Annotated in this window: 22 protein-coding genes and 1 tRNA gene; 9 read left to right on the forward strand and 14 right to left on the reverse strand. The window is 45.5% G+C overall.

From position 1 onward, the window contains the following. The first annotated feature begins 31 nt into the window (after positions 1 to 31). Together G517_RS0100710 and G517_RS0100715 are read left to right on the forward strand one after the other, a co-directional pair. Positions 32 to 643, forward strand: a complete 612-nt coding sequence (locus G517_RS0100710; RefSeq protein ID WP_028302798.1) for a TetR/AcrR family transcriptional regulator — start codon at positions 32 to 34, stop codon at positions 641 to 643. Between the two features lie 175 nt (positions 644 to 818). After that, positions 819 to 2165, forward strand: coding sequence for a DUF4236 domain-containing protein (locus tag G517_RS0100715; RefSeq protein WP_028302799.1), 1347 nt, complete (start codon positions 819 to 821; stop codon positions 2163 to 2165). 244 nt (positions 2166 to 2409) lie between these two features. Here the strand turns inward: G517_RS0100715 and G517_RS0100720 are convergent. From G517_RS0100720 to thrS, 8 genes are all read right to left on the reverse strand, one after another. Continuing rightward, positions 2410 to 2486 (reverse strand) — tRNA-Pro (locus tag G517_RS0100720). Between the two features lie 208 nt (positions 2487 to 2694). Next, positions 2695 to 3006 (reverse strand): integration host factor subunit alpha, encoded by a 312-nt coding sequence (gene ihfA, locus G517_RS0100725; RefSeq protein ID WP_028302800.1) that lies wholly within the window; start codon positions 3004 to 3006, stop codon positions 2695 to 2697. A 5-nt stretch (positions 3007 to 3011) separates the two neighbouring features. Beyond that, on the reverse strand, positions 3012 to 5387 hold the full coding sequence (gene pheT, locus G517_RS0100730) for a phenylalanine--tRNA ligase subunit beta (RefSeq protein WP_028302801.1): 2376 nt from the start codon (positions 5385 to 5387) through the stop codon (positions 3012 to 3014). A gap of 128 nt (positions 5388 to 5515) precedes the next feature. Then, on the reverse strand, positions 5516 to 6499 hold the full coding sequence (gene pheS, locus G517_RS0100735; protein WP_028302802.1) for a phenylalanine--tRNA ligase subunit alpha: 984 nt from the start codon (positions 6497 to 6499) through the stop codon (positions 5516 to 5518). A 123-nt stretch (positions 6500 to 6622) separates the two neighbouring features. After that, positions 6623 to 6979 (reverse strand): 50S ribosomal protein L20, encoded by a 357-nt coding sequence (rplT, locus tag G517_RS0100740; RefSeq protein WP_028302803.1) that lies wholly within the window; start codon positions 6977 to 6979, stop codon positions 6623 to 6625. Between the two features lie 30 nt (positions 6980 to 7009). Next, the gene (gene rpmI / locus G517_RS0100745) at positions 7010 to 7204 is read right to left on the reverse strand and encodes a 50S ribosomal protein L35 (RefSeq protein WP_028302804.1); all 195 of its coding nucleotides are present in this window, start codon (positions 7202 to 7204) and stop codon (positions 7010 to 7012) included. A gap of 107 nt (positions 7205 to 7311) precedes the next feature. Beyond that, complete coding sequence (infC, locus tag G517_RS0100750) at positions 7312 to 7881, reverse strand: translation initiation factor IF-3 (protein ID WP_425413765.1); 570 nt, start codon at positions 7879 to 7881, stop codon at positions 7312 to 7314. Further along, positions 7875 to 9770: a threonine--tRNA ligase gene (gene thrS, locus G517_RS0100755; RefSeq protein WP_028302806.1), complete on the reverse strand. Its 1896-nt coding sequence runs from the start codon at positions 9768 to 9770 to the stop codon at positions 7875 to 7877. Before thrS ends, infC begins: the two co-directional genes overlap by 7 nt. 487 nt (positions 9771 to 10257) lie before the next feature. Between thrS and G517_RS0100760 the strand changes: the two genes are divergently transcribed. Together G517_RS0100760 and G517_RS17215 are read left to right on the forward strand one after the other, a co-directional pair. Continuing rightward, entirely contained in the window at positions 10258 to 11892 is a 1635-nt protein-coding gene (locus G517_RS0100760; RefSeq protein WP_051205788.1) for an HD family phosphohydrolase, read from the forward strand. A 92-nt stretch (positions 11893 to 11984) separates the two neighbouring features. Next, on the forward strand, positions 11985 to 12752 hold the full coding sequence (locus G517_RS17215; protein WP_051205790.1) for a 3',5'-cyclic-nucleotide phosphodiesterase: 768 nt from the start codon (positions 11985 to 11987) through the stop codon (positions 12750 to 12752). A gap of 71 nt (positions 12753 to 12823) precedes the next feature. On the opposite strand, the gene G517_RS0100770 is transcribed toward G517_RS17215, so the two are convergent. Further along, positions 12824 to 13888 (reverse strand): AI-2E family transporter, encoded by a 1065-nt coding sequence (locus G517_RS0100770; RefSeq protein WP_028302808.1) that lies wholly within the window; start codon positions 13886 to 13888, stop codon positions 12824 to 12826. A 167-nt stretch (positions 13889 to 14055) separates the two neighbouring features. After that, the gene (locus tag G517_RS0100775; protein WP_028302809.1) at positions 14056 to 15111 is read right to left on the reverse strand and encodes a DUF2066 domain-containing protein; all 1056 of its coding nucleotides are present in this window, start codon (positions 15109 to 15111) and stop codon (positions 14056 to 14058) included. A 205-nt stretch (positions 15112 to 15316) separates the two neighbouring features. On the opposite strand from G517_RS0100775, the gene purM reads away from it, so the two are divergent. The 3 genes from purM to G517_RS17220 are packed head-to-tail and all read left to right on the forward strand — an operon-like array spanning position 15317 to position 17787. Next, positions 15317 to 16372, forward strand: a complete 1056-nt coding sequence (purM, locus tag G517_RS0100780; protein ID WP_028302810.1) for a phosphoribosylformylglycinamidine cyclo-ligase — start codon at positions 15317 to 15319, stop codon at positions 16370 to 16372. After that, positions 16372 to 17016 (forward strand): phosphoribosylglycinamide formyltransferase, encoded by a 645-nt coding sequence (gene purN, locus G517_RS0100785; protein ID WP_028302811.1) that lies wholly within the window; start codon positions 16372 to 16374, stop codon positions 17014 to 17016. Before purM ends, purN begins: the two co-directional genes overlap by 1 nt. A 48-nt stretch (positions 17017 to 17064) precedes the next feature. Then, positions 17065 to 17787, forward strand: a complete 723-nt coding sequence (locus G517_RS17220) for a DUF3108 domain-containing protein (protein ID WP_051205793.1) — start codon at positions 17065 to 17067, stop codon at positions 17785 to 17787. 107 nt (positions 17788 to 17894) lie between these two features. Here G517_RS17220 and G517_RS0100795 read toward each other — a convergent pair whose 3' ends face one another. The 4 genes from G517_RS0100795 to apbC all read right to left on the reverse strand — a co-directional run bounded on the left by G517_RS0100795 (position 17895) and on the right by apbC (position 22686). After that, positions 17895 to 20024: a TonB-dependent siderophore receptor gene (locus G517_RS0100795; protein ID WP_028302812.1), complete on the reverse strand. Its 2130-nt coding sequence runs from the start codon at positions 20022 to 20024 to the stop codon at positions 17895 to 17897. 159 nt (positions 20025 to 20183) lie between these two features. Continuing rightward, positions 20184 to 21086 (reverse strand): AraC family transcriptional regulator, encoded by a 903-nt coding sequence (locus G517_RS0100805; protein WP_036589979.1) that lies wholly within the window; start codon positions 21084 to 21086, stop codon positions 20184 to 20186. Positions 21087 to 21245: 159 nt separating this feature from the next. Next, positions 21246 to 21812 carry a dCTP deaminase gene (dcd, locus tag G517_RS0100810; protein WP_028302814.1) on the reverse strand — a complete coding sequence of 189 codons (567 nt, stop codon included), beginning with the start codon at positions 21810 to 21812 and terminating at the stop codon, positions 21246 to 21248. Positions 21813 to 21882: 70 nt separating this feature from the next. Beyond that, positions 21883 to 22686: an iron-sulfur cluster carrier protein ApbC gene (gene apbC, locus G517_RS17225; protein WP_084631997.1), complete on the reverse strand. Its 804-nt coding sequence runs from the start codon at positions 22684 to 22686 to the stop codon at positions 21883 to 21885. A 280-nt stretch (positions 22687 to 22966) separates the two neighbouring features. Here apbC and metG point away from each other — a divergent pair, with 280 nt between their 5' ends. Beyond that, positions 22967 to 25000, forward strand: a complete 2034-nt coding sequence (gene metG, locus G517_RS0100820; protein WP_028302815.1) for a methionine--tRNA ligase — start codon at positions 22967 to 22969, stop codon at positions 24998 to 25000. A 259-nt stretch (positions 25001 to 25259) separates the two neighbouring features. Beyond that, on the forward strand, positions 25260 to 25841 hold the full coding sequence (gene rsxA / locus G517_RS0100825) for an electron transport complex subunit RsxA (protein ID WP_028302816.1): 582 nt from the start codon (positions 25260 to 25262) through the stop codon (positions 25839 to 25841). Positions 25842 to 25845 lie beyond the last annotated feature (4 nt).

Here is a 25845-nt window from a genome sequence, read left to right on the forward strand (position 1 = left end):
TTCAACTAGCAAGTAACAAGAGAGCTGAGTCATGGCTAAATCAGCAAAATTCGACCGCCAGCAGGTCATCGACAAAGCAACAGCCTTATATTGGCAAAAAGGGTTTCACGCAACATCAATGCGACACCTGCAAGATATTGTCGATATGCGACCAGGTAGTATTTATGCGGCCTTTGGTAGCAAAGAAGGTTTGTTCAAAGAGACATTACAAAATTATAAGCAAGCAGGAATGTCCCAGTTGGCAGAATGCCGAGCTAATAGCCAATCACCTATTACAGCCCTCAAAATGTTTATGCGGAAGCTAGTCATTGAAGCATCCCACGATGCGCCAAGCGGCATCTGTATGCTAGCGAAAACAGTAGCCGAATTAACCGATGAGCATCAAGCCTTACTAAATGAAGCCCGTCGCTTACTGTGTGAAATGGAGCACGCGTTCCAACAGCTTATTGCTGAAGCTCAAGAGCTTGGGGAAATCGATCAATCAAAGGACCCAGCCCGCCTAGCTGCCCATATTCAGGTGCAAATTTCAGGCTTGCGAATCTATGGAAAACTACATGCAGGAGACGCTCTACTCGAAGCAACATTGGAGCAGATGATAGACGATGTTTTTGCCTATCACCCATTTTCACTTTTTTGCCCATAAAATACTTTTGAGCATGAGGTGATCTTTCGGTTGTAGGTCTTCCGTCAAAGGTATAGCGTGCCTTTATTAGAAATAAGATAAGGATCCATATTTAAATAGAGACAGCTTTTCGGTCGCAACTCCATTTAAATATCGGTTGTATTTAAACAAGGACTGTATTTAAGCAGGAGCACTCATGGCTTTTCGTTTTCGCAACACTATCCGTATCGCCCCCGGCATTAGACTAAACCTTGGGAAAAGAGGTGTTAGCCTCTCCGCTGGCGTACGCGGGGCCAGTATCACGGCGGGTAAAAATGGAGTATATGGCAATGTTGGCCTACCCGGTACAGGTCTATCTTATCGCACTCGCTTAGATAAAAGCCCTGCCCATCGCCATCGAGTTGAACAGGAAGAAGCGCGCCAATACCGCGCCCAGCGCCAACAGGAGATGCAACAGCACAACCCTGATCTGAGTGACGTCCGTTTATCCCTGAACGATAAGGGTCTATTAATTCTGCATGACCTATCAGGACAGCCCCTTGAACCGAAACTTCGCCAACGCCTGCTGAATGATTTTAAAGCCGATATCCAAGAGTGGCTTGATGTTCAGATCGAACATATTAATGGCGATATGGATCTGCTGCTTAACCCTCACCTAGACATGCCGTCATCTGACAACCCTCCGCCAGAATATCCTGCCCAGCCCTTTACGGAACTACAGCCCGTTAAACCTCAGCTTACGGTGCTACAGGTTCAGCCTGAGCAGCCACAGCCACTTAAAATTAACTGGATTGATCGTTTAGTGCCAGGGCGAAAACAACGATTAACTGAAGCATGGCAACAGGCAGAAGATCAGTGGCGTGAGAATATTCAACACTGGGAGCAAGAAAAATCAGCACTTGAGCAGCAACACGCAGCAATCATCAGCAACTACGAGCTAGAGCTAACGCGTTGGCGAGCACTTAAAACCGCACATGATACTCAACAACATGAAGATGCCAATAACTTCTTACAACGCCTGAAAACAGACCCAGAGGTAATGGCCGCCACACTTCAAGCAGAACTAGAAGCCTTAGACTGGCCTCGTGAAACCTTAATTGATTTTGAGCTGGATGATACAGGCCAGTTATTAAAGCTCGATGTAGACCTCCCAGAGATAGAAGATTTTCCTCAGCAGGAAGCCCGATTAGGAGCACGAGAGTTACGCCTTGTTCTAAAGAAAAAAAGCCAGAGCCAACTACGCCAAGAATATGCACGCCACATTCATGGTGTACTACTGCGGATTATCGGTACCGCTTTTTCTACGTTGAACATACAGCAGCTGATTATTTCAGGTTATAGCCAACGCCTCAATCCAGCCACAGGCTATGTTGAAGATGAATATTTACTGTCTGCCAAAGTAGCTCGTAGCACCTTTGAACAGATCAATTTCAACAACTTAGAGGATGTTGACCCTATTCTTGCCTTGGACCGCTTTGAATTAACTCGGGATATGAGCAATAGCTTTATACTTCGTTGTATTAAGCCAAACAGTGAAGAATAAGAGCGGGCATCTGCTAGAAAAATACGGAACTGCGACAATGCATAGGGAAACGGATAATTCTTTTGCCAGCCCAATAGGCCTCTGAACGGTCGTATGCACACTGAAATCAATCTTATCAGGGACCAAACCAACTTTGACCCTACCTAAAAGCTCAGAAACTGAATTTATATTAACAAGGTTTTGGCAAACCGTAGACGAAAAAAAACAGCACCTTGTATAAGATGCTGTTTTTTAAGGTATTTATTGGTCGGGACGAGAGGATTCGAACCTCCGACCCCTACAACCCCATTGTAGTGCGCTACCAGGCTGCGCTACGTCCCGAACCGTGACGTATATTATACAAATGCTTTTAAGGTTTGCAATACTTTCAGAATATTATCAGTGCGTTACATTATATCCGCATGGGGTTTATCTTGAGTTATTAGCTTAAAAAGAGGCTGATCTAGAAAAGAAAACCCGCTAAAAAAAAGAAACCCGAGCCATCGAAATGGACTCGGGTTTTTTAGACGATTGTCTGACGCTAACCTGCCTATTGGCTCTGGTAGCTTGGATCGTCAAAGCTTTCAACGCGAGATTTAAGCTTTTGTCCCGGACGGAAAGTCACCACTCGTCGTGCAGAGATAGGAATCTCTTCACCGGTTTTGGGGTTACGTCCCGGACGCTCGCGCTTATCTCTCAGGTCAAAATTACCAAAGCCAGAAAGTTTAACTTGTTCGTTATCTTTCAGGCACTCACGAATTTCTTCAAAGAACAGCTCAACCATATCCTTTGCTTCACGCTTGGTAAGACCTAACTCAAGATACAGCTTTTCTGCCATTTCAGCTTTAGTTAACGCAGACATCTCTATCAGCTCCTCAGGCTTGCGCCAAACTGCTCCTGTGCTACAGATACAATTTGATCGACAAGGCTATTAATTTCCTCGTCATTTAGAGTGCGCGAAGCATGCTGCCACGTCAAGCCCAAAGCAACACTTTTTCGTTGCTCTTCAACACCTTTACCTTGATAAACATCAAATAAGCGCAGTTCTTTGAACCCTTCACCGGCATTTTCACGTACCGCAGCCATTAAGTACGCAACCGGCGTTGCTTCATCAATAATAAAGGCTAAATCACGGCGTACTTCTGGATACTTAGATAGAGAATCAAACTTAGCAACCGTACCGGCTTGCAAGGCAGCTTGCTTAACTTCAAAGACATAAATATTGCCTTTCAAGCCTAACTCTTTCTGTACAGAAGGATGCAAAGCACCGATAAAGCCGATGGCATCACCATTACGCAAGATTTGTGCCGTTTGGCCTGGGTGTAATGCAGGGTGCTCAGCAGGTTCAAAACTGACCTCTGCCAAAATACCGCTATCATCCAGCAGGGCTTCTAGATCACCTTTTAGATCAAAAAAGTCCACGGGCTGTGAGTCGCCCGTCCAACCCTCAGGCTCACGGCTACCGGTAGCGATAACCGCAACCATAGGATCTTGAACCATCGCATCGCCTTGCTGAATAAAGCATTGACCGCTTTCAAACAGGCGAATACGGCCTTGCTGTCGGTTTTGGTTGTACTGCACCGCTTTTGCCAATCCGGCAATTAGAGTGGTACGCATGACAGACAGATCAGCAGAGATCGGGTTGGCTAGGGCGATAGGCACGTTCTTAGGATCAAACAGCTTCGACAAGCCTGGTTCGATAAAGCTAAAGGTGATCGCTTCTTGATAACCACGGGCTGCCAGCGATTGACGAATCATACGGATCGGTTTGATCGCTTCCGGCTGAGCTTCAATACCCAATGCCATCGTTGGGCTTTTTACAGGAAGATTATCGTAACCATAAACCCGGGCCACTTCTTCAATAAGGTCCGCTTCGATGCTGATATCAAAACGATAGCTTGGTACTGCTGCGCGCCAATCATTGCCTTCTTTTGTCAGCTGTAAACCTAGGCGAGTCAAAATGTCTTCAACTTTTTCAGAAGGCATTTCCATGGCAAGCATTTGATTTAGACGTTCTGAACGCAAAACAACATCATGTCGCACGGGCAGCTTAGCGTTGTCTACCGCTTCAACGACAGGGCCTGCTTCACCGCCAACAATATCCAGCAGCAATTGTGTCGCACGGGCTATTGCACGGGCTTGCAAAGTGAAATCGACACCACGCTCGTAACGGTGGGAGGAGTCCGTATGTAAGCCATAAGAGCGGGCGCGACCGGCAATAGAGATAGGTTCAAAGAACGCGCACTCTAGGAAAATATCTGAAGTACTATCGGTGACTTTAGTTTGCTCGCCACCCATAATACCAGCCATTGCGACGGCTTTATCATGGTCTGCAATGACTAATGTGTCAGCGTTAAGCTTAACCTCTGAGCCATCCAGCAGTTGTAGCGCTTCATCTTGCTCTGCCAGACGCACTTTGATACCACCAGAAAGCGTCGCCAAATCAAAGGCGTGCATCGGCTGACCCAGTTCCATCAGAACAAAGTTGGTCACATCAACCACAGGATCAATGGCACGAACACCGCTGCGACGCAGTTTCTCAACCATCCATAACGGTGTTGTTGCTGTTGGGTTAATACCTTTGATAATACGACCCATATAGCGAGGGCAAGCATCACTATTGATCAGTTCAATCGGAAAAGTATCAGATACAGTCGCTTTAACGTCAGGTACGTCAGGTACGTTGACCGGCGTCTGGGCCAGCACACCGACTTCACGGGCCAGACCGGCAAGGCTTAGACAGTCACTGCGATTGGGCGTCAGATCCACTTCGATGATGGTGTCATCTAGGTTCAGGTATTCACGCAGATCAGCGCCTACCGGTGCATCAGCCGCTAGCTCCATAATACCGCCATGGTCATCAGAGATGCCTAGCTCATCTTCGGCACATAACATGCCAAAGGATTCAACTTGGCGCAGTTTCGCTTTTTTAATTTTAAAGTCGCCCGGTAAAACCGCGCCCACTTTTGCAAAACCAGTTTTCAAACCGGCACGGGCATTCGCTGCACCACACACAATTTGAAACGTTTCTGTGCCGTCAGAAACGCTACAAACTTGTAGTTTATCGGCATTAGGATGCTGTTCGGCGGCTAAAATTTCACCAATAACAACACCGCTGAAATCGTCAGCTGCTTTTTCTACGCCATCCACTTCAAGACCTGAGAGGGAGAGCAGACTTTCCAACTCATCCGTTGTGATCGACGGGTTTACCCACTCGCGGAGCCACTGTTCACTGAATTTCATTGTTCAATCCTGAATCTTCAATTCTTGCAACCTGCGCTCTTACTCTAATTTAAGATTTGATCTCACTATAGAGGTAAAAGCGCATTGATCGACTGCCTTAGCAGCCACTGTTCTGGCAAATACTCGCCTTAACGAAGCTGGTTTAAGAAACGCAGGTCGTTATCAAAGAACAGTCGTAGATCATTCACGCCGTAACGCAACATCGCCAGACGTTCAACACCCATACCGAAGGCAAAACCGGTGTATTCTTCGGGGTCGATACCAGAGCTTTCAAAAACTTTAGGGTGCACCATGCCGCAGCCTAAAACCTCTAGCCATTTGCCGTCGCCGCGATCAATATCCACTTCGATAGACGGTTCGGTAAAGGGGAAGTAAGACGGGCGAAAGCGTACTTTTACATTGTCTTCAAAGAAGGCTTTCAGGAACTGTTCCAAAATACCCTTCAAATCGGCGAAGCTGATATCTTTATCAACCAGAAGGCCTTCTACCTGATGAAACATCGGGGAATGGGTCTGGTCTGAATCACAGCGATAAACACGACCTGGGCAGATAATACGAATAGGGGGCTTATCGCTTTCCATCGTCCGCACCTGAACCGGTGAAGTATGGGTACGCAAGACAGTATTGGCATTAAAATAGAAGGTGTCGTGCATCGCACGCGCAGGATGGTGCGCGGGAATGTTCAAAGCTTCAAAATTATGGTAATCATCTTCGATCTCGGGGCCTTCAGCAACGCTGAAGCCGATAGAACCAAAGAAGTCTTCAATACGTTGAATCGTTTTGGTCACTGGGTGCAAACCACCAACAGACTGGCCGCGACCAGGCAGGGTGACATCCAATGTTTCAGCGGCAAGTTTTGCTTGCAGCTGGGCCGCATCAATGCCGGCTTTACGAGCATTTAGATCCTGTAATAAAGCATCTTTTGCTTTATTGATCTCGTCGCCCACTTTCGGGCGCTCTTCGGCGGATAACTTACCCAAGCCTTTCAAAAGCTGGGTTACTTCGCCTTTCTTACCTAAATATTGAACACGGATCTGATCCAGTGCCTGAGCATCGCTCGCGTCAGCGATGGCAGTACGGGCCTGATCTACTAGGGTTGCAAGATTTTCCATCGTCTGTGGGCTCCAAATAAAAATAGGGGAAGGCGCAGCGCCTTCCCCTATTCAAGACTCATGCGTTAGCACGGTCATCATCATTAACCCTAACGACACAAATTGCGTCGCTGGGAAACGATCTTAAGCTAGCGCTGCTTTCGCTTTCTCAACGATGGCAGCGAATACCGCTTTCTCGTGTACAGCAAGATCAGCTAGTACTTTACGGTCGATTTCAATGTTGGCATTTTTCAAACCAGCAATGAAACGGCTGTAAGATAGGCCGTTGATCCGTGCACCAGCGTTGATACGTGCAATCCACAGAGCGCGGAACTGACGTTTACGCTGACGGCGGTCACGGTACGCATACTGACCCGCTTTAATAACCGCTTGCTTAGCTACGCGGAATACACGGCTACGAGCACCGTAATAACCTTTAGCTTGCTTAAGAACTTTCTTATGACGACGACGCGCCACTACACCACGTTTTACGCGAGGCATACTACTCTCCTGACTTTAGAATTCAAAAAATTACAGATTAGGCAACATGCGTTTTACTAACGCCTGATCAGCAGCATGTAACTGCTTCATCGGACGCAAGTGACGCTTACGCTTAGTCGATTTTTTGGTCAGGATGTGGCTACGGAAAGATTGCTTGTGCTTAATTCCGTTACCTGTTTTGCGAAAACGCTTTGCAGCGCCGCTATTTGATTTGATTTTAGGCATTGTAAACAACACTCCGCATTCAAGTTTTTTTATCTGATAAGCAATACTAAGCCACTAAGCCTGATCGTTAGACGATCAAGCAAAGCGGTTAAGATATTGAACCAGGATTACTTTTTCTTCTTCGGCGACAGCAGCATCACCATCTGACGGCCTTCAAGTCTCGGACGAGACTCAACGACAATCATATCACCGAGGTCAGCTTCAATGCGTTGCATCAGCTTCATACCCAGTTCTTGGTGAGCCATCTCACGACCACGAAAACGTAGTGTGATTTTTGCTCTGTCACCCTCTTCAAGGAAACGTATCAGGTTGCGCAGTTTTACCTGATAATCCCCATCTTCCGTACCAGGACGGAACTTAACTTCCTTGACTTTAGTCTGAGTTTGGTTCTTCTTCTGAGCTGCTTTCTGTTTCTTCAGCTCATACTGATAACGACCGTAGTCCATAATCTTACATACGATCGGCTCAGACTTAGCAATTTGAACCAAATCCAGACCGGCCTCTGCAGCTTTCGCTAAGGCTTCAGCAAGTGGTACAACGCCCACCTGTTCGCCATCAGCATCAATTAAGCGCAGTTCCTTAGCACGAATGTTCTCATTAATTGGCGCAACCTCTACGTTGCGACCTCTTGGGTTATTCCGCTTAATAGCTAAATCTCCAATAATTCTTTTTAGCAGCCAGAACTCAGCAGGGCTTCTACTTGCTCTAAGCTCATGCTACCTAAGTCTTCACCAGACCGAGTACGCAGAGCTACTGTTCCTGACTCTACTTCTTTATCGCCGATAACGGCAAGATAAGGCACTTTATGAATTGTGTGCTCACGGATTTTAAAGCCGATTTTTTCGTTTCTCAAGTCCGAAGATGCACGAATGCCTTTATTTCTCAGGCTTTTTTCAATTTTTGAGCAATAATCGGCTTGTTTATCAGTAATATTCATTACTACAAGCTGTTTTGGTGCCAACCAAGTCGGCAGTGCGCCAGCGTAGTGTTCAATTAAAATACCGATAAAGCGCTCGAAAGAACCCAAAATCGCACGATGCAACATGACAGGTGTATGACGCTCACCATCGTGATCAACAAATTCAGCGCCTAAACGCCCCGGCATCGAGAAGTCTACCTGAATAGTACCACATTGCCACACACGACCGAGACAATCTTTTAGTGAGAATTCAATTTTAGGGCCATAAAAGGCACCTTCACCTGGCAATTCTTCCCAATCAAGGTTCTTCATGGTTAAAGCATCAGCAAGGGCTCGCTCAGACTTATCCCAGACTTCATCAGAACCTACGCGCTCTTCTGGTCGAGTCGACAGTTTGTATTCAATGTCGGTGAAACCAAAATCATGATAAACCTTATGTAAGAAATCAATAAAGTTTAATACTTCGTCTTGGATCTGATTTTCTGTGCAGAAGATATGCGCATCATCTTGAGTAAAGCCACGAACACGCATCAAGCCGTGCAAAGAACCAGAAAACTCATTACGGTGGCACGAGCCAAATTCAGCCAAACGTAGCGGTAGGTCACGGTATGACTTCAGGCCTTGGTTGAAGATCTGAATATGGCAAGGACAGTTCATCGGCTTAACGGCGTAGTCTCTATGCTCTGAGTGAGTCGTAAACATCTGGTCATGGAATTTCTCCCAATGGCCTGATTTTTCCCAAAGAGTACGTTCTACAACCTGTGGTGTTTTAATCTCTTTATAATCATGGTCATCCAGCATGCGGCGCATATAGCTTTCAATGGTCTGATATAAAGACCAGCCTTCAGGATGCCAAAACACCATGCCCGGTGCTTCTTCTTGCATATGGAACAGGTTCAGCTGCTTACCCAGCTTACGGTGATCGCGTTTTTCAGCTTCTTCTAAACGGTGCAAATGCTCTTTAAGGGTTTTTTTATCCCCCCAAGCGGTACCATAAATACGCTGTAGCATTTCATTCTTAGAATCGCCACGCCAATAAGCACCGGCAACTTTCATCAATTTGAATGCTTTAATATGACCTGTCGATGGCACATGAGGACCACGACACAGATCAATAAAATCACCTTGACTATAAAAAGACAAAGGCTGATCACCAGGAATATCCTTGATAATCTCTACTTTGTACTTTTCACCTTTTTCTTCAAATAGACGAATAGCCTCTTCGCGAGATAATACAGAACGATCAATCTTGTGATCTTTCTTCACTAACTCTTTCATGCGCCCTTCAATTTTTTCTAAATCTTCAGGCGTAAATGGGCGTTCAAATGCAAAATCGTAGTAGAAGCCGTTATCAATGACAGGCCCTATTGTAACCTGAGCCTCTGGAAACAGATCTTGGACAGCCATAGCCATCAAATGAGCACATGAGTGGCGAATGGTATCAATACCTTCTTCGTCACGGGCGGTCAAAATAGCAAGATCGCTGTCTTCTTCAATAAGAAATGAAGTATCAACGGGTGTTCCATTTACTTTACCGGCTAATGCGGCTTTAGCTAAACCAGCGCCGATATCCGCAGCAACATCATGTACAGTTACCGCTTGATTAAATGAACGCTGACTACCATCAGGAAGAGTAATTACGGGCATGACAAGTCCTATATCACATAGACCGACCCCTACGAAAGGCCTGTCTGTCAATTGATTAGAAAATACGAGTTAAACAATATATTAACTTCACGAAAACCTAGTCAGAATGCAAAAAAACAAACACTTGAAGAGGCAAGGCGCGAGATAATATCACTTCAAGAACGGTCGCGCTATCGCATGGGCAAAAACATTAGATGACACTAAAAAATACAGCCTTTATCATAGCCTTAGTACCCTTATTAGTGCTGCTGGTGCAGCCTTTTTCTTTTTTTCATTGTATATTGAGGCACTTAAGTCATAGTTTTAATCCCAACTAAGCCACAGGCTACAAATTGGATGCTAAAAACATATCAGTTTTAATACAGCGAATGATAAATAAGCACCCACAGAAGAACATGACTAGATCAAACTCTATACCAAGCTCCAAATAAAGCTCTAAACCAAGTTCTAGACCAAGACCCGAGCACTCGTAATCAAGGCAATTTTTATGCAAAACCTCAGTCTCGCGCCCAATATATCAACACTTGATACGCTCAATGAGATTGGCATTGCTCTTTCCGTTGAAAGTGATATGGACAGCTTACTCGAGCGGATTCTAATCAATGCCAAAAAGCTAACCAGTGCCGACGGTGGGACGCTGTATCTCTATAACAGCAAAATAAAATCTCTTGAGTTTAAAATTGTCCGCACCGACTCTTTGGGCATTAAGCTCGGAGGGAAGACAGGCGCGCCGATTAGTGCAAACTTTCGCCCGCTGCCTCTTTTTCTAGAAGATGGAACACCAAACGAGCAGATGATTGCTGCCTACGCAGTCCTGCACGACAAAACCATCAATATTGAAGATGCCTACACAGCCACTCAGTTTGATTTCTCCGGCACCCGAAAATTCGATGAAAGCACGGGATATCGCTCTAAGTCGTTTCTAACAATCCCGATGACCAACCATGAAAACGATATCATGGCCGTTCTTCAACTGCTGAATAAGGTCGATGAGAATGGCATCGTTATTCCTTTTTCACATCAAGATCAAGAACTTGCTGAATCTCTAGCATCTCAAGCAGCCGTTGCTTTAACGAATAAAGAGCTAATCGATGAAATGCAAAATCTGTTTGATGCTTTTATCAAACTAATCGCAACGGCCATCGATGACAAGTCACCTCACACGGGCAATCACTGTCGCCGTGTGCCGGAAGCCACCATGATGATCGCAGAGGCCGCCCATAATTCAGATGATGATTATTTTAAGTCCTTTACGATGGATTCATCCGATCGCTACGAATTAAAGGTCGCTTCGTGGCTGCATGACTGTGGAAAAATCACAACCCCCGTTCATGTGGTAGAGAAAGCCACAAAGCTAGAAACTATCCACGATAGAATTGAATTAGTTGCTGCGCGTTTTGAAATCCTAAAGCGGGATCTAGAAATATCCATGCTAAAACAAAGGATTAGTGCGTTTGAAAAAGGCGAAACAGATCACACTTCCATCATTGATCACTATGAAAAACTTGCTGAATCCCTAGCAGAAGATCTAACGTACGTTAGAGAGTGTAATAAGGGCGGGGAGTTTATGGCCGACACAAAAATCGCCCATGTGGAAAGCCTGTCAAAATTGACGTGGATCGATATGGAGGGCAACACACAGCCTCTTATTACAGAAGATGAGTGTTATAACTTGAGCATCCGCCGAGGGACAATCACTCAAGAAGAACGTGAGATCATCAATAATCATATGACGATCACAATTCGCATGTTGGAGCAGCTTCCATTTCCAAAGCACTTGCGTAATGTTCCAGAATACGCAGGCGGGCACCATGAACGAATGGATGGTAAAGGCTACCCTAAAGGGTTAACTCGCGACCAGATGTCTATTCCAGCACGCATTATGGCTGTCGCCGATGTTTTTGAAGCTCTAACATCTGCCGATCGACCGTATAAGAAAGCGATGCCACTAACTCAGGCATTAACGATTATGGGACGCATGGTTGAAGATAATCATTTAGATCCTGATATTTTTCGTTTATTTGTAACAACAAAGACATATTTGCAATATGCAACGAAGTTTCTAAAACCTGAACAAATTGATAAGGTTGATACTTCAAGCCTGCCAGGGATAGCTAGCTAATGCTTAGTGATAAAAAACACCAGCTTAACGATAAAAAATACCCATAAGCAAGCGACAACCATAACCAGCATGAGATAAAGGACATTACAACGATGTGGATTTCGATTCTAGGCTGCAGCGGAGGCATCGGGCCTGGTAACCGTACAACCTCTATATTAGTTGATAACGACATTCTGCTAGATGCTGGAAGCGGCGTTGGCGATCTTCAAATGCAACAGATGATTCAGATAAAGCATATTTTCATCTCACACTCTCATCTTGACCATATTGCCTTTCTTCCTTTTTTGGTCGATAGCATTTTCAGCCAAATAGAAGAACCGATACAGGTTTATGCGCTACCAGAAACGATTAAAGCACTTAAAGCTCATATCTTTAATTGGGTAGTATGGCCTGATTTTTCTGAGCTTCCGAATAAAGAAAAACCTGTTTTGGTTTTCAACGAGATAGCACCCTATCAAGATATACAGGTTGGAGAGCGCAACATAACCGCAGTGCCCGTCGAACATGTCGTGCCTGGGGTAGGTTATGTCGTGACAAACCAGCAAGGAAAAACGTTTGCGTTTAGTGGCGATACCGCTACTAATGATACCCTTTGGGAAGAGCTTAATAAGCGGCCAAGAGTTGACACGCTTATGATTGAGGCCGGTTATCCCAACAGCATGGAGTCCCTCAGCAAATTAGCTAAGCACTACACGCCTCAGATCTTGGCACAAGATATTAAGAAGCTAAAGCACCGGCCTCATTTAATGATCTCTCATTTAAAACCGGGGTTAGAAGTCCAAATCTCCGAAGAATTACACGAAGAGCTCAAAGATTATAAGATCACCTGCATTAAAAGTGGCGATAGCATTCAGCTATAACCCTAGTTGCAACTATAAAATAGTTCCAACCATTAAAGCCTAATCGTTAAGCTCTAGCCGTTGACTACTAACTAACACTTCGGCTCGATGCAATCACTGTCACTGTCTTTATAATAATCGTGCAGATGGCGTAGTAACACCATAATGATCGCTGCCACGGGAAGAGCGATCAACACACCAACAAAACCCGCCAGCTGACCACCTGCCATAATCGCAAAAATAACGGTCACAGGGTGCAAGCCAATCTTATCTCCCACTAGCAGCGGCGTTAAAGCAAAGCTCTCTAACAACTGGCCAGCACCAAAGACTAACGCGATCCAGACCAGCGGCATCCACTCTCCAAACTGAAACCAGCCAGCCAAAAGCCCCGCACCGATACCAATAATAGCGCCAAGATAAGGCACGATACTGGCAAGCCCTGCAAGCAAACCAACAACCAACGCCAATTTAAGCCCAACCAGCCAAAGCCCCGAAGCGTAAATAACGCTCAAACAAAGCATGACAAGCAACTGCCCTTTAATAAAAGAGCCTAAAACCTCATCGCACTCCACAGCCAAAGCTTCAGTTTTTTCTTGATAACGGTTAGGGAATAAATTGAGCACTTTAAACTTCAAGCGATCCCAATCCAACAATAGATAAAAGGTAACCACAGGGATAAGTCCAATATTGATGAGACCACCGATCAAGGCCATACCCGATTGCCCAATTTCCTTTAAAACCAACCCAACAATAGAACCCGCTTGACCAAGATGGCCGCTGAGCGCCTTTTGAATCATATCAAACTCAAACGTACCGACTTCTATACCGGTATATTGCTCAAGTAGCGGAACTGCAGTTGATTTTAACCAGTGAATGCCAACAGGAATAAACTCCTGAATTAATACCAACTGTCGACCGAGCAAAGGAATAAGAAAAAGCAGTAACAAAGTAAAAAACAACGTTAGACACAAAAAAACCAAGACAACTGAAAATCGTCGTGATAGCCCTCTATCTTCCAACCAATCTGCAAAGGGATCACCTATATAGGCCAATAACATGCCAGCTAAAAACGGCATAAGAATAGGCTGTAACAAATAGATAAGCGCAACACTGGCAACAAGTGCAATGACAATAATTCTTTGCTGAACACTACCCATTACAACCATCCTTAATGACTACTGTATAAACTAATACCTTTTAATAGGTGCCATTACCAATTACTAATAAGTACTTTTACCTCAGTATTTTCCTAAGTAAACAGGCATTCAAGTACACAGGCATTCAAATACATAAGCATTTAAGTACGTAGATATTTAAACACCGTCTAAGGCCGCCAGAAGAAGCTTTGCTCCAAACCATCAACGGTGGCCTTATCGGACTCTAAAAAAGAATCTAAGGCAAGTACAGATAGGAACTGACTTCTATCGCCTTTCAAAGCCACTCGGTAAGCCACACCGCTATCATCTATACGGGCAATTTCAACCCGCTCGACAATCTGCAAACTACCGAGGTAATGATTAAGCTTAGAGTAATCAGCAATACTTTTAATGCCTACAACGTTAAAAGCATAATCGCCAATATGAGTAGGACTAACGACTACCGCATATTTTTTGGCCAATATTTCGGCCAAAGCATCAACTGACTTTGTGAATAGCTCACGTATTTGATCAGACTGAAGCTCTATAACCTGTCTTTGATTACCCGCCTGCATAAGCCAGTGGGCGCGCCAGCCAGAACCAGAACGATAGAAGCGCCCGCTATATATGGCATCAGGCGCATAACGTACCGATGCGGCGCTAATGCGGTCACTAAATTGCCCCCAAATATCGCTCACGCTAATCAAGCGCTCATCGTCCAGATCCATTAACGGCAGCAATATAGGCACGCCCCGTCGCTGCCCTTCCGCTTCAAAAACCTCTGATAAGAGGGGATTGTTCTCGCTATTCACCACAAAACGCCCATTGGGGCCGTCAATCGCAAGCCATGCAAGCACATTAGGCCTATTCCCACCCCAAACAGATAGCTTGGACTGGCTTAACAGCGCCACTAAACTTTTACCTTCAAACCGCATTTTCAATCGATAACGAGATTGTTTAGCGGTATCGGCATTCTCATGATAGGAAAACTGAGCCAAATAGCTCTCAGCATTTTCTAGCAATTTTTGAACACTTTTATCTCTTAGCGTGCTTTTGTGCCCAGAAACTCTCACAAGAACTTCAGACAAACCAGCTTTCGCCGCACGCTTTCTTTGCTCTACCGATTGATCGCTAACAAATCTCTCACTCTCAAACAAGCCATCAATCTGTACCGCCATCGCGGGAAATATCACACCTGTTATCAGCAAAACAGTCGCCAAACAGCTAACCCAAAATTTCACCATGCAAACCTCTTCTACCCTGGCTACCGTAACCGAAGACATTCTACCTGATGCCGTTGTTGAGCACAGCCTATCTGCCAGAAAGAATAACCGTATTGTGAATCAGACTAAAAACCCAGCATTGCACCCGCCAAAGCGAGTGACCCTTGCCCCGAGGTAGGGTACAATCCCGCGCTGATTATCCTACTGCGATTCCACAGGATCCTTCATGAGCACCGACACGCAAAAATCGATTAGTTACAAAGACGCTGGCGTTGATATTGACGCAGGCAATGCACTGGTTGAGCGCATCAAAGGCACAGCCAAACGCACACACCGCCCAGAAGTATTGGGTGGCCTCGGAGGCTTTGGCGCACTGTGCGAACTGCCTACTCGCTACCGCGAGCCTGTTTTGGTTTCCGGCACCGACGGTGTAGGCACCAAACTACGCTTAGCGATGGATCTAAAAAAACATGACACCATCGGCATCGATCTTGTTGCCATGTGCGTCAACGATCTTGTGGTATGTGGTGCCGAGCCACTCTTCTTCCTTGATTACTATGCCACGGGCAAGCTGAATGTTGATATCGCAGCAGATGTTGTTCACGGTATTGGCGAAGGCTGCTTACAGGCCGGTGCTGCACTCGTTGGCGGCGAAACCGCTGAAATGCCGGGCATGTATGAGGGTGAAGATTACGATCTAGCCGGATTCTGCGTTGGTGTTGCTGAAAAGAGTGACGTTATTGACGGCACGAACGTTCAGCCTGGCCAAGCCTTGATCGGTCTAGCGTCTAGCGGCCCACACTCCAATGGCTACTCTCTGATCCGCAAGATCATCGAAGTAACCGACGCAGACCTCAATCAAATGATTGATGGTCAGTCTCTTGCCGATGCTCTAATGGCACCGACCCGCATCTATGTGAAATCAGTACTTAAGTTGATTGCTCAGCTTCCTGTACATGCTATTTCTCACATCACCGGTGGCGGTCTGCAAGAAAATCTACCTCGCGTTTTACCTGAAAAGGCTAAAGCCGTGGTTGACCTCAACAGCTGGAAGCGTCCAGAGGTCTTTAATTGGCTTCAGCGTGGTGGCAACGTAGAAGAATATGAAATGTATCGCACCCTAAACTGCGGTGTTGGCATGATTCTCGTTGTTGATCAAGATAACGCCCAAGCGGCTATCGACCTACTCAATGCCGAAGGCGAAACCGCTTGGCAGATAGGTTCTATCGCAGAAGCTGATGCTGAAGAAGAGCAAGTAGAACTACAGGGCCTGGCAAAATAATGTCTGGCTCAATTGTTATACTTATCTCTGGTAGCGGTAGTAATCTTCAAGCGATTATTGATGCCGTTGATGCCGGTGAAATCACCGGCCATATCAGCGCGGTTATTAGTAATCGGCCTGAGGCTTTCGGTTTGGAGCGCGCGAAAAATGTGGGCATCCATACCGAGGTTATTGATCACACCGGCTATAAAAGTCGTGAAATCTTTGACTTGAACTTGATTCGTAAAATTGATGAATTTGAACCCGATCTCGTTATCTTAGCGGGTTTTATGCGTATTTTAACGCCGGATTTCGTTCGTCGCTATAGCGGAAAGCTCATCAATATACACCCATCACTATTGCCCAAATATCAAGGCTTGCATACCCATAAGCGTGCTATTGAAGCCGGTGATAGTGAACATGGTGCTAGCGTACACTTCGTAACGGAAGAGCTAGATGGTGGCCCTGTCTTTATGCAGGCCAGCGTCCCTGTTTTATCGGGTGATACACCTGAAGCACTAGCACAGAGGGTGCTTATTCAAGAGCATAAGATCTTCCCGATTGCCGTTAAATGGTTTATGCAGGGCCGTGTTCAACTACAAAACGGCACCCCTCACCTGGATGGCGTATCGTTAGAAGGTAACATTCCACGGTTAACCTTGTAACGACAGCCCATATAGACCAACAGCAATAAGCCAAAAAGGAGGCGCATTATGCTGAAATGGATACTACTTATACCTCTATGGTTATTAGCAGTTCCCAGCTATGCGCTTCCTCTTAAACCTTTTAGCGCTACCTATAAAACCTCCTATGATCTTGGCTTTAGTATTGATATTGAAGCAGAGCGCACACTCAAGCAATCCCGTAACGGCCAGTGGATTCTCGATTTTCGTGCTAAAAATTGGTTTGCTCGCATCCAGCAAACCAGCACATTTTTTATCACGTCAACTTCTGAATTTAAGCCCTTACTGTATCGCCGCTACCAAAAAGTATTTGGTAAAAGCAAAGAGCAGAACGTTATTTTTCATTGGGATCGACAGCAAGTAACCAATGATATTGATAACAAACCGTGGAAAATGGATATTCCTCTAGACGCGCAAGACCTACTAAGTTACCAGCTAAAACTCCGTTACGACCTAATGCAACACCCGAAACAAAAACAGTTCCAATACCCGGTTGCCGATGGCGGAAGAATTAAAAACTTTACCTTTCGAGTCGTCGGTGAAGAAGTGATCGAAACCCCTATGGGCCGCTTAAACACATTCAAACTAGAAAGCCTGCGTCACTCTGAAATGGATGTTGAACATCTTGTTTGGCTGGCTAAAGACTGGGATAACCTATTGGTTAGAATTTCACCCGTTCTTCGTAAAGATAAAGAAGAGCCGGTGTTTTTAGTCAAAGCAACGTTAGCAGGAAAAAAAGTGGAAGGCTTTTAATACTGCCTTTCGCTAAGCCTTTCTATGAAAATATCTCTTATCAAAAGCGCCCCTTTCATTTATAGGAGGAGCGCCTTATTAGAGCATTTCGTTATAATTAAAACATCTTAAAAGCTATATCGGGCGCTAACCTCAACCGAACGATCCGCACCAAACCAGCAGTTAGAAGTGTCATAGCAGCTGTAGTAGGTTTCATCGAAAACGTTAGAAACAGCCAGTTTCACACTTGTACCCTGCCAATCGGCGGATAGTTGAGTTAAATCATAGCCAACAGACAAATCAACCAGCGTGTAAGAAGGTACTGTATCTGAGTTAGCGGAATCTATTTGCATCTCACCAACATGACGAAGCCCTGCACCCAATGATGCGCCAGTAAGCGGGGCATAGTTCAGCCAAAGACTCAGTTGCTGATCCGGTGTCCAAATAGGTGTATTCCCTTCAATACCACTATTGTCTTTTGTCACCTCAACATCTTGTAAAGTATAGGCCGCTGTCACACTTAATGCTTGTGTCACCTCTTTTTGCATTTCAAGCTCGATGCCACGAGAACGTACTTCTCCAACTTGAATTTGGTCGTATGCTGTACCGTCAGGGTCATTGGTTAAAACATTGCTTTTGGTAATTTCAAAGGCTGTTGCACTGGCGACGAAATCACTGCTTTGGTATTTAATACCGGCTTCCCATTGACTGGCGGTAGAGGTATCAAATGCGTTGCCGCTTTTATCAGAACCGCTTATAGGCTCAAAACTTTGCGCATAATTAACGAATGGTGAGAGTCCGTTATCAAACTGATAAAGCGCACCTATTCGACCACTGAGTTGGCTTTGATCAATGCGAGTACTCGCCGCTGCACCGTATTTTGTGCCGCTTTCATCATACGTAAAATTGTCGTATCGTCCGCCAGCAATAAAGACCCAATTATCTAAGCGAATCTGATCTTGTAAATAGAAGCCTACTTGCTCTTTTTCAATGGTGAAATCACTACTGTAGCCTGACGCTGCAAAATCCAGATCACCGGTAACAATTTGATAATGGTTTGGGTTAAACAAATCAAGACTAGGTGCGGCAGCATCTTCGTATTGGATGTCCGAGTTCAGCTTAAGGTAATCTAACCCGACTAAGATATTGTGCTCTGTATCATTTATATCAAATACCGCAGAAAGCTGGTTATCGATATTGACGCCCTCTGACGACTCATCCGTCAAATAAGCGCGGCGGTTTAAAGTTCTTTCGTTGCTATCTAGCCCTGCAGAATAGGTATTTTCTTGATAGGCATCAGCCATAGTCAGGCGGGTATTTTGCAAAAAGCGCCAAGTATCATTAATTTTATGATCTAGTTTATAGCCTAACAACAGGACTTCTCGATCATAAACATCCCAGTTTGCATCGCCAGCGTAGGCATCAGAGCTAAGCTGTCCATTGCTATTATCATAAACCGTACCCTTTGAAGGCAGCGATGAGTAAACCCCCATATCAGGGTCATTTTGGTAGTACATATTGAGATTAAGCTGGGTACTTTCAGAGAGCCTAATATCGAGGGAGGGCGCAATCAGCACACGCTTGTTCTCTGAGGTCACCGCTTGACCGTCAGATTCATTAGCACGGGCAACAACACGGTAGTTAATATCCTTGTTAACCCCCCCTGTTGTATCCAGGCTGATATCACGTTTTTTATCACTTCCAACGGTAACTTCAATCGTGTTTTTCGACCGATCCTGTGGTGCCTTGCTGATCAAGTTGACCATACCACCGGGGGGCATTTCACCGTATAGCGTTGATGTAGGCCCTTTGAAAATCTCAATTTGCTCAATAGCAATAACATCTATTTGCGGCTGTAAATTCCAGTCGTTATAAAGTAGCGGCAAACCATCGTAAAGCACCGTATCGTTGTCGAAGCCTCGAATATTAAACAGATCTAAGCGCGTTACCGCACCGCCGCGCAACTCGGTATTAACCCCAGAACTGTAACGAACAGCCTCAGCCACCGTCTCCACACCACGCGCATCTAAATTCTCTGCACTAATAATAGAGAGCGCCTGCGGTGTCTCATCGGGGTCCAATTGAGTTTTCGTTGCAGTATTACGATAGGCTTGGCCTTTTATCTCCAAGGTACTCAAGATGTTCTCTTCACTTGAGCTTGCTTCCGTTCCAGCGGCATAGGAAGAAGAGGAATAAGAAGACGCTGCGGCAATAGCGGCAGCCAATAATGTAGGTTTAAAATACAGTGAGCGTTTCATTCGTACTCCAAGAATACAACAGAGATAGTATTGAGAATGACTCTCATTATACTAGCCCGCTTAAAATGAAACTTAACCTTTTGGTGCATATTCCTCTCGATCATCCAGATCCCCCGATCAACAATTCAGTCAACAAAAGGCCAGTCAACAAAAGGCCAGTCAACGAGGTTCAATTGGCAGCCAGTATTCCATGTAACTATCGTTACTAATGGGATTGTAATTGGGTGAGTAGACCTCTAATTCGAAACCAGAAGCCCCTGAATAATTAGACTCCGGCAGCCAGTGCCCAATAAACCACTCCACTGCAGACTCTAGGGCGCTAACCATCCCATGAACGGGGATAACAGCATACTCCTGCTCTGGGATATTAAGCACTTTCGGAGCAGGGTATGACCCACAAGAAGAAGGATATGGCCCATAAGCCGGATAACCGGCCCAATATAAAAGCCGCTCAGGATGCTCATTTTGTTTACGATTATCAATAACACCCATCGGACTGTCTTTTGGTGATATTGGTGAACTCATCCTTTCTTGCTCAAGTGCTCTCCATACTTGTGGCACTCGCTCGATAAAATTGGGTTGTTCAGAAAAAGGACCGTAGATCCAGTCGCAACATCCAGTAATGCTAAACGCGGCTCGGTTTTCGATACGAATTTGAGTGAATGCTGTTGGCGTACTCCAAGTCCGCTTTGGTGTGCAATGTTTTAAAGGTGTTCGAAGGCCAATTCTCTTCCCTCTTTGTCGATATTCTCTTGGGGAGCACCGAAACATCTGCTTAAACGCTCGGCTAAAACTGATGTCAGATTCAAAGCCACAGGCCAAGGCAATATCTAAATGTCGATCTTGATTCCCTAACAATAATTCAGCGGCTTGGCTCAAACGTAACTCCCTGACATATTGCGCGACGGTAAGCCCTGTTGCATTGCCAAACACTCGTTGAAACTGCCAACGGGACCAACAACTCTTCTCCGCTAGTGCGGCAACACAAATAGGCTCGTCAAGGTGCTCATGAATATAGTCCAATACTTTTTCAATACGAGTCAATGTCGTGTTATTTGGCATAAGAATCAAGCTAAGTTAATAATGATTATCATTTGAAAAGTGATTGTAGCATGATCTATTTTTACGATTCATTCATTAAGGTTCTTTTTAAGGCATAAAATTAAGGCATAAAAAAAGCACCCGAAAGTGCTTTTTATTTTTTATCCTGAAAAATGCGAATCAAGTCTTTGGCAGCGTAACCCCGACCTGTCCTTGATACTTTCCGCCTCGATCACGATATGAGGTTTCACAGACTTCGTCAGATTCAAAGAATAGCATCTGAGCAACGCCTTCATTGGCGTAAATTTTTGCAGGAAGAGTTGTTGTATTGGAAAATTCCAAAGTCACATGACCTTCCCACTCAGGCTCAAGCGGCGTTACGTTAACGATAATACCGCAGCGTGCATAGGTCGATTTACCCAAGCAAACCGTCAACACATTACGGGGAATCCGAAAGTACTCAACCGTGCGTGCCAAAGCAAAAGAGTTGGGTGGAATAATACACACATCACTTTTGATATCGACAAAGCTTTTTTCGTCAAAATTCTTCGGGTCTACCGTTGCAGAATGAATGTTGGTAAATACCTTAAATTCATTAGCGCAACGTACATCGTAACCATAGCTTGAGGTACCAAAGGAGATCACACGCTGGCCATCGACGTAACGCACCTGCTCAGACTCAAAAGGTTCAATCATTGCATCGGACTCAGCCATACGGCGAATCCACTTATCAGACTTAATGGCCATAAACTTCCTACGTGTTAAATTTGAAAATCCTCAAATGATACAGCCTTGGCGCTGCCGATACAAAGATCTATCAATCACCAAAGGTAATCGTTGGCGCATCTTGCCCTGCAAGGCTTAACTGCTCAATCACGTTATCCGCAATATTTGAGAAAAAGCCTGCAATTTGTCCATCAGGCTCAGCAATAACCGACGGTCTACCGTTATCCGCTTGCTCGCGAATGCTTGACGCTAACGGTAATTGTCCTAGCAGCACGGTATCGTACTCTTTAGCGATGCGCTCGCCACCACCTTCGCCAAATACCGGCTCAGTATGACCACATTCACTACAGGTATGCAGACTCATATTTTCTACCACGCCCAGCACAGGGATTTTCACCTTGCGGAACATCTCAACACCTTTTTTGGCATCCAGCAGAGCAATGTCCTGCGGCGTAGTCACAATAACCGCACCGTTAACCTGGACTTTTTGCGCCAAAGTTAGCTGCACATCACCTGTACCCGGCGGCATATCGATCAATAGATAATCCAATGCAGGCCAATCGGTTTGCGTTAACATCTGCTGAAAAGCCCCGCTAACCATAGGCCCACGCCATACCATAGGGGTTTTTTCTGTCACTAAATAAGCCATCGACATGGTATACAACCCCTGCGCCTCAATAGGCCCAAAGGTATTTTCACCCTTCATTTGCGGACGAACACCATCAGCAACACCTAACATTAACGCTTGACTTGGGCCATAAACATCCGCATCCAGCAGACCGACTTTAAAACCCTTTGCTGCCAACGCCAACGCCAAATTTGCCGTTACCGTGGACTTGCCCACACCGCCTTTACCGGAGGCTACTGCGATAATACTTTTTACATCTTCCAGCATAACAACCTCATCTCTAAAACCGTCATCAATAAACTTTCTTTAAGCTTACCACAGCCTATACCCGAGTAAAGCACTGGGTTAATAGTCCGGTAACAGATTTTTCTCCTGACAAAATGTAATACAAAGATGAAAAAAATCCTTTCAGTCGCTATAGTTACCGGATTGTTTTTTCACCGGCGAAAGCCAGTCCCTGCCAAAGGTTAAAACACCTTAGGCCAACCGTCACCGACTGGCTTATCACCCGCCCAATCCGTTCAACACAAACCCGTAAAGAGACACCATGTCATCAGCTCGTAAAATCCTAGTGACCAGCGCACTCCCTTATGCCAACGGCTCCATTCATCTGGGACACCTGCTGGAATACATCCAGACCGATATCTGGGTTCGTTTTCAAAAACAACGGGGCCACCAGTGCTCCTACGTTTGCGCCGATGATGCCCACGGCACCGCGATCATGCTGCGTGCCGAGCAAGAAGGCATCACCTCGCAGCAATTGATCGATAAAGTGAACGCCGAGCATCGCGCAGACTTTGACCGATTTCTGGTCAACTTCGATAATTACTACTCCACACACTCAGAAGAGAACCGTGAGTTCTCTGAGCTGATTTACAAGCGCTTGCGTGATGCAGGGCATATTGCTACCCGCAACATTACTCAGATGTTCGACCCTGAGAAAGGTTTGTTCTTAGCCGACCGCTTTATCAAGGGGACCTGCCCGAAATGTAAAGCTGATGATCAATACGGCGATAACTGTGAAGCCTGTGGCGCAACCTATACACCGGCAGAATTGATCAACCCTAAATCAGCGATCTCTGGTGCGACACCGGTTGAAAAAGAATCTGAGCACTACTTTTTCAAGCTGCAAGATTTCCAGTCCATGCTGACCCAGTGGACTCAGAGCGGCACCCTGCACGAGCAGATCGCTAACAAGCTAAAAGAGTGGTTAGACGCAGGTCTGCATGAGTGGGATATCAGCCGTGACGCGCCTTACTTTGGCTTTGAGATCCCAGATGCACCGGGCAAATACTTCTACGTTTGGCTGGACGCCCCCATCGGCTACATGGCCAGCTTTAAAAACCTGTGCGCCCGCCGTGATGATCTGGAGTTTGATGATTACTGGAACAAAGATTCCGATGCTGAGCTGTACCACTTTATCGGCAAAGATATCATCAACTTCCATGCACTATTTTGGCCTGCCATGTTGGAAGGTGCTGATTTCCGCAAACCGACCGCCGTTAACGCCCACGGTTTTTTAACCGTCAACGGCCAGAAGATGTCCAAGTCTCGTGGCACCTTTATTAAAGCGCAAACCTTTGCAGAATTCCTTAATCCAGAATACCTGCGCTACTACTTTGCCGCGAAACTGACCAGTCGCCCGGAAGATCTCGACCTAAGCTTTGATGACTTCACCGCCCGTGTAAACTCTGACCTAATTGGTAAAGTGGTTAACATCGCCAGCCGCTGCGCAGGTTTTGTGAAAAAAGCCGGTGGTCAATTATCAGAAAACTGTGCAGAACCCGCCATGCTGCAAAATGCCGTCGCAATGGGTGAGCAGATCGCAGACTTTTACGAAAAACGTGAATTTGGTCGTGCAATCCGTCTAACGATGGAGCTAGCCGATATTGCCAACGCCTACATCGCCGACAAAGCCCCCTGGTCACTGGCCAAAGAAGAAGGTAAAGAACAGGAAGTACTAGAGATTTGCTCTGTCGGTATCAACTTATTCCGTCAGCTGATCACCTATCTAGCACCTGTATTACCAGTCATGAGCCAGCAAGCCGCTGAATTCCTGAAACTAGACAACCTGGACTGGGATTCCCGTGAGCAGCTACTATTAGGCCACGAGATCAATAAATTCAAACCACTAATGACCCGTGTCGAAAGTGATAAAATCGATGCGATGATCGAAGCATCAAAAGAAGTCTTGGCAGAAGAGCAAAAGCTGAAAGAGCAGCCAACCGGCCCTCTAGCAGAAGATCCTATTAGTGATGAGATTGAGTTTGATGATTTCGCCAAGCTGGATCTTCGTGTTGTGACCATCGTTGCCGCTGAGCACGTCAAAGGTGCCGACAAACTGATTCAGCTAACCTTAGATCTAGGCGGAGAAAGCCGCAACGTTTTTGCGGGTATTAAATCAGCCTATAAACCAGAAGATTTAGTGGGCCGTCAAACGGTGATGGTTGCTAACCTTAAACCCCGAAAAATGCGCTTTGGTTTATCCGAAGGCATGGTCATGGCCGCAGGCCCTGGTGGCGAAGATATTTTCCTTCTTACACCAGACCAGGGTGCACAAAATGGTATGCGTGTGAAATAACACCATAGATCACGCGAAGAAAAATCATAAAAAAGCAGAGGCACACGTCTCTGCTTTTTTTATGGTCTCTTCAGGAATATGTATCACTTACATATAACTATATCCTCTAAGCAAGCCCGTCTTTTTCCTTGTAGGTAATAACATAACGAAAGATAATAGGCCGCTTTAATAATTAGGTCTGATACGCATCAGCACAATATGCGAAAGATTCTATATAATCCGCCGCCTGATATCCTCTAACTTATGACGAAGATAACCGATGACTGAATACATCCTACTACTGATCAGTACGATTCTGGTGAACAACTTTGTTCTGGTTCAGTTTCTGGGCCTGTGCCCTTTTATGGGTGTTTCCAACAAGCTGGAATCAGCCATGGGTATGTCGCTGGCCACAACCTTTGTACTGACCCTTTCATCCTCAAGCAGCTATCTGGTTTATCACTTTGTGCTTGAGCCGTTAGGCATTGAATATCTGAAAACTATCGCCTTTATTATGATGATTGCGGTAGTTGTACAGTTCACCGAAATGGTCGTGCGTAAAACCAGCCCTCTGCTATACCGCGTGTTAGGCATCTTTTTACCCTTGATCACCACCAACTGTGCGGTACTTGGTGTGGCCCTGCTAAGCCTTAATCGCAATAGTGGTTTTGTTGAAGCAACCATTTACGGTTTTGGTGCTGCCGTTGGCTTCTCTTTGGTTTTAGTGCTCTTTGCGGCCATGCGGGAACGTATCGCTGTCGCCGATGTGCCTGCGCCTTTTAAAGGTTCTTCTATCGCCATGGTTACTGCAGGCTTAATGTCTCTCGCTTTTTTAGGCTTTAGCGGACTGGTGCAGCTTTAATAGG

The organism is Oceanospirillum maris DSM 6286 (genome assembly GCF_000422865.1).
Taxonomy (GTDB): Bacteria; Pseudomonadota; Gammaproteobacteria; order Pseudomonadales; family Halomonadaceae; genus Oceanospirillum; species Oceanospirillum maris.

Coding starts and splice junctions, on each gene's coding strand:
- G517_RS0100710 (WP_028302798.1), top strand. CDS start 32: ATGGCTAAATCAGCAAAATTCGACCGCCAGCAGGTCATCGACAAAGCA.
- G517_RS0100715 (WP_028302799.1), top strand. CDS start 819: ATGGCTTTTCGTTTTCGCAACACTATCCGTATCGCCCCCGGCATTAGA.
- ihfA (WP_028302800.1), bottom strand. CDS start 3,006: ATGTCTGCGTTAACTAAAGCTGAAATGGCAGAAAAGCTGTATCTTGAG.
- pheT (WP_028302801.1), bottom strand. CDS start 5,387: ATGAAATTCAGTGAACAGTGGCTCCGCGAGTGGGTAAACCCGTCGATC.
- pheS (WP_028302802.1), bottom strand. CDS start 6,499: ATGGAAAATCTTGCAACCCTAGTAGATCAGGCCCGTACTGCCATCGCT.
- rplT (WP_028302803.1), bottom strand. CDS start 6,979: ATGCCTCGCGTAAAACGTGGTGTAGTGGCGCGTCGTCGTCATAAGAAA.
- rpmI (WP_028302804.1), bottom strand. CDS start 7,204: ATGCCTAAAATCAAATCAAATAGCGGCGCTGCAAAGCGTTTTCGCAAA.
- thrS (WP_028302806.1), bottom strand. CDS start 9,770: ATGCCCGTAATTACTCTTCCTGATGGTAGTCAGCGTTCATTTAATCAA.
- G517_RS0100760 (WP_051205788.1), top strand. CDS start 10,258: ATGCAAAACCTCAGTCTCGCGCCCAATATATCAACACTTGATACGCTC.
- G517_RS17215 (WP_051205790.1), top strand. CDS start 11,985: ATGTGGATTTCGATTCTAGGCTGCAGCGGAGGCATCGGGCCTGGTAAC.
- G517_RS0100770 (WP_028302808.1), bottom strand. CDS start 13,888: ATGGGTAGTGTTCAGCAAAGAATTATTGTCATTGCACTTGTTGCCAGT.
- G517_RS0100775 (WP_028302809.1), bottom strand. CDS start 15,111: ATGGTGAAATTTTGGGTTAGCTGTTTGGCGACTGTTTTGCTGATAACA.
- purM (WP_028302810.1), top strand. CDS start 15,317: ATGAGCACCGACACGCAAAAATCGATTAGTTACAAAGACGCTGGCGTT.
- purN (WP_028302811.1), top strand. CDS start 16,372: ATGTCTGGCTCAATTGTTATACTTATCTCTGGTAGCGGTAGTAATCTT.
- G517_RS17220 (WP_051205793.1), top strand. CDS start 17,065: ATGCTGAAATGGATACTACTTATACCTCTATGGTTATTAGCAGTTCCC.
- G517_RS0100795 (WP_028302812.1), bottom strand. CDS start 20,024: ATGAAACGCTCACTGTATTTTAAACCTACATTATTGGCTGCCGCTATT.
- G517_RS0100805 (WP_036589979.1), bottom strand. CDS start 21,086: ATGCCAAATAACACGACATTGACTCGTATTGAAAAAGTATTGGACTAT.
- dcd (WP_028302814.1), bottom strand. CDS start 21,812: ATGGCCATTAAGTCTGATAAGTGGATTCGCCGTATGGCTGAGTCCGAT.
- apbC (WP_084631997.1), bottom strand. CDS start 22,686: ATGCTGGAAGATGTAAAAAGTATTATCGCAGTAGCCTCCGGTAAAGGC.
- metG (WP_028302815.1), top strand. CDS start 22,967: ATGTCATCAGCTCGTAAAATCCTAGTGACCAGCGCACTCCCTTATGCC.
- rsxA (WP_028302816.1), top strand. CDS start 25,260: ATGACTGAATACATCCTACTACTGATCAGTACGATTCTGGTGAACAAC.